The organism is Mycobacterium sp. (assembly GCF_035623875.1).
GTDB lineage: Bacteria > Actinomycetota > Actinomycetes > Mycobacteriales > Mycobacteriaceae > Mycobacterium.
In genome coordinates, this window is sequence record NZ_DASPSP010000315.1 from 1 (window position 1) to 2773 (window position 2773).

The window sequence follows — 2773 nt, forward strand, 5'->3', positions numbered from 1 at the left end:
AACCCGGACGCACCAGGGCGCTCGCACGCCCGCGATAGCGGCCGGTGTGGTCGACGCTGCGGCCGGCCAGCACGTCGGGGTCGGTGCTGACATGACTCGGTCCCACCACCGACGACACGGTTCGCAGCACATTCGGGGTCATGGCGCCGGTGTACCACACCCACGCGCCGACGCCGCGAGTGATGCAGGATAAGTAGCCGTGAGCACGCAGCGTGAGGAGCCTGCACCGGTCCGTGGACTGACAACTCAGCGACGGCGTCGAGTTCGGCTTTTTTGCGGCTCGACAGATACACCGTCGCTCCCGCCTGCAATAGCCCGCGCGCGATCATCACGCCGATGCCGCGGCCGCCGCCGGTGACCACGGCGACCTTTCCGTCGAGGCGAAACATGCCATCATGGCCATCGCGAATTACGATCGGCTGTACCGATTTCGGTTCTGACCCCTAGCGGTGATTCGTTGCGCACCGCCTCGTCGCGGATCAGACCGCGCAGCAGCGCGGTACTGAACTCGGCGGCGATTTCCTTAGCGCTGCGGCGTCCGCTCGGCCGCAGCCATCGGTAGGCGCCGAGCGTCATCCCGATGTAGCCGAGCGCCAGCACGTGGGAGTCGCATTCGTAGAATTCGCCGCTGGCGACACCCCGGTCGATGAGGCCGTGGACGTGCTCATAGACCTGGGTTTCCTTCTCGCGGATCGCGGCGACTTGCTCCTCGGTGAGCCACTCGCTGATGTAGGGCTGCTCCTGGAAGTACACCGCGGCGCCCTCCGGGTGGGCGGCGATCTGAGTCAGCAGCCGAACCGTGTACTGGTAGAGCGCCTCGCGAGCGGTCCAGGACGGATCGTCGTGCACTGCGGCCAGCGTGCGTTCGGCGGCCTGCTGATAAATGTCGTAGAGGATCAGCGACTTGCTGGCGTAGTAGTGGTAGACGGTGGCCTTGTTCAGCCCGACCACGTCGGCGACGTCGTCCATCCGGGTGCCGTGGTAGCCGCGGGCGGCGAACAGCTTGGTGGCAACAGTCAGCAACTCCTCGCGGCGGGAGAGCCCGTTCTCGGATGGCATGTCAACTCGCTATCGGCAGGCCGGGGGTGTCCCGGTGTCAATCAACTAGTTGGATAGTTTAGGCAGGGCGGTTGTTCGCTGTTGTGTATTGCCCCGGTCGGACTAGACTGCTGCCTGAGCCAAGTCGCGAGTCGATGCCAATCGAGAGGGTGGTCAGATGGATCCGGATCCCAGCTACGACTTTTCCGACGAACTCGAGTTCTACTTTAAGTACTCACTCTGGGGTCTGCGCGGCGTCGTCGACGGCAACGGCTACCCACCACCGGCATATCCGCCCGTTTAAGTAGCGCGAGCAGTCCCAAAAGCCCCCGACACGCGCTGGCGTGAGGGGCTTTTGCGTCTGCTCGGCAGCGCTATAGGGCTTTGAGTTCCTCGGTGACCGCGGACACCGATTTCTTGGCATCCCCGAACAGCATCGTCGTGCCCTCCGCGTAGAACAGCGGGTTGTCGATACCGGCGAATCCGGAGTTCATCGAACGCTTGAGCACGATCACCGACTTCGACTTGTCCACGTTGAGGATCGGCATGCCATAGATCGGACTGGATGCCTCGTTGCGGGCCGCCGGGTTGGTGACGTCGTTGGCGCCGATGACGATCGCGACGTCGGTGCGGGCGAACTCGTCGTTGATGTCGTCCATGTCTTTCATCGCGTCGTAGTCGACTTCGGCCTCGGCCAGCAGCACGTTCATATGCCCCGGCATCCGCCCGGCAACGGGGTGGATTGCGTACTTGACTGGCACGCCACGGTCCTCGAGCAGGTTGGCCATGTCTTTGACGGCGTGCTGCGCTTGCGCGACCGCCAAGCCGTAGCCCGGGACCACGATCACCTGGTTGGCGTAGGCCATCTGAATCGCGGCATCGGCGGCCGAGGTGGCCTTGACGTGCTTGTCGCCGCCGTCGTCGCCGCTGGGGGCCACGCCGCCGCCGCCGAAACCGCCGGCGACGATCGCCGGGATGGAGCGGTTCATCGCCTTGGCCATCAGGTTGGTCAGGATCGAGCCGGAGGCGCCGACGATCATGCCCGCGACGATCATCGCGGTGTTGTTCAGCGCCAACCCCGCCGCCGCGGCCGACAGCCCGGTCATTGCGTTGAGCATGGAGATCACCACCGGCATGTCGGCGCCGCCGATCGGCAACACCACCATCAGGCCCAGCACACCCGCGGCGGCCAGCAGGCCGATCATCCACCACAGCGATACCCCGCCGCTGCCGGGACGCGCGCCCAGGCCGATGACGACCGCGGCGCCGACGGCCGCGGCCAGCAGCAGCACGTTGACCGGCTGCTGAGCCTTCCCGAGGCCGATCGGTCGGCCGGGCAGGATTTCCTGCAGCTTGCCGAACGCGATGATCGATCCCCAAAACGAGATCGACCCGATGATCGCGGCGAACAACGACGCCACCACGATGTGCACAGTCGGCGATTCGCCGTGCTGGAAAGCTGAAAAGCCGTTTGTCTCAATGAATTCCGAAAGCGCGATGAGCGCAACCGTACCGCCGCCGACGCCGTTGAAGAACGCCACCAGCTGCGGCATGGCGGTCATCTTGGTGTAGCGGGCAGGCGGGACGCCGAGCGCGACGCCGACCACCAGGCCGGCGATGATCAGTACCCATTGGTCGGTGTGCCGGATCTTGATCAGTGTGGCCGTCACGGCGAGCGCCATGCCCACCGCAGCGATCAAGTTGCCGCGCACCGCCGTCCTGGGCCCGGTCAGGC

The 2773-nt window shown here is 65.5% G+C and carries 3 protein-coding genes and 2 pseudogenes; 1 reads left to right on the forward strand and 4 read right to left on the reverse strand.

The genetic code is table 11. From position 1 onward, the window contains the following. The 3 genes and pseudogenes from VEI45_RS25305 to VEI45_RS25315 form a co-directional block, all read right to left on the reverse strand. Positions 1-142: pseudogene (locus tag VEI45_RS25305) on the reverse strand (oxidoreductase); the annotation flags it as partial. Between the two features lie 103 nt (positions 143-245). After that, a pseudogene (locus tag VEI45_RS25310) lies at positions 246-389 on the reverse strand (SDR family NAD(P)-dependent oxidoreductase); the annotation flags it as partial. Positions 390-393: 4 nt separating this feature from the next. Next, positions 394-1059, reverse strand: coding sequence for a TetR family transcriptional regulator (locus VEI45_RS25315; RefSeq protein WP_324857407.1), 666 nt, complete (start codon positions 1057-1059; stop codon positions 394-396). 157 nt (positions 1060-1216) lie between these two features. Between VEI45_RS25315 and VEI45_RS25320 the strand changes: the two genes are divergently transcribed. Further along, a complete protein-coding gene (locus VEI45_RS25320; RefSeq protein WP_324857409.1) occupies positions 1217-1342 on the forward strand; it encodes a hypothetical protein in 126 nt (41 codons plus the stop codon). 70 nt (positions 1343-1412) lie between these two features. On the opposite strand, the gene VEI45_RS25325 is transcribed toward VEI45_RS25320, so the two are convergent. Then, a partial coding sequence (locus tag VEI45_RS25325; RefSeq protein WP_324857410.1) for an NAD(P)(+) transhydrogenase (Re/Si-specific) subunit beta occupies positions 1413-2773 on the reverse strand: 1361 nt, incomplete at its 5' end.

Coding starts and splice junctions, on each gene's coding strand:
- VEI45_RS25315 (WP_324857407.1), bottom strand. CDS start 1,059: ATGCCATCCGAGAACGGGCTCTCCCGCCGCGAGGAGTTGCTGACTGTT.
- VEI45_RS25320 (WP_324857409.1), top strand. CDS start 1,217: ATGGATCCGGATCCCAGCTACGACTTTTCCGACGAACTCGAGTTCTAC.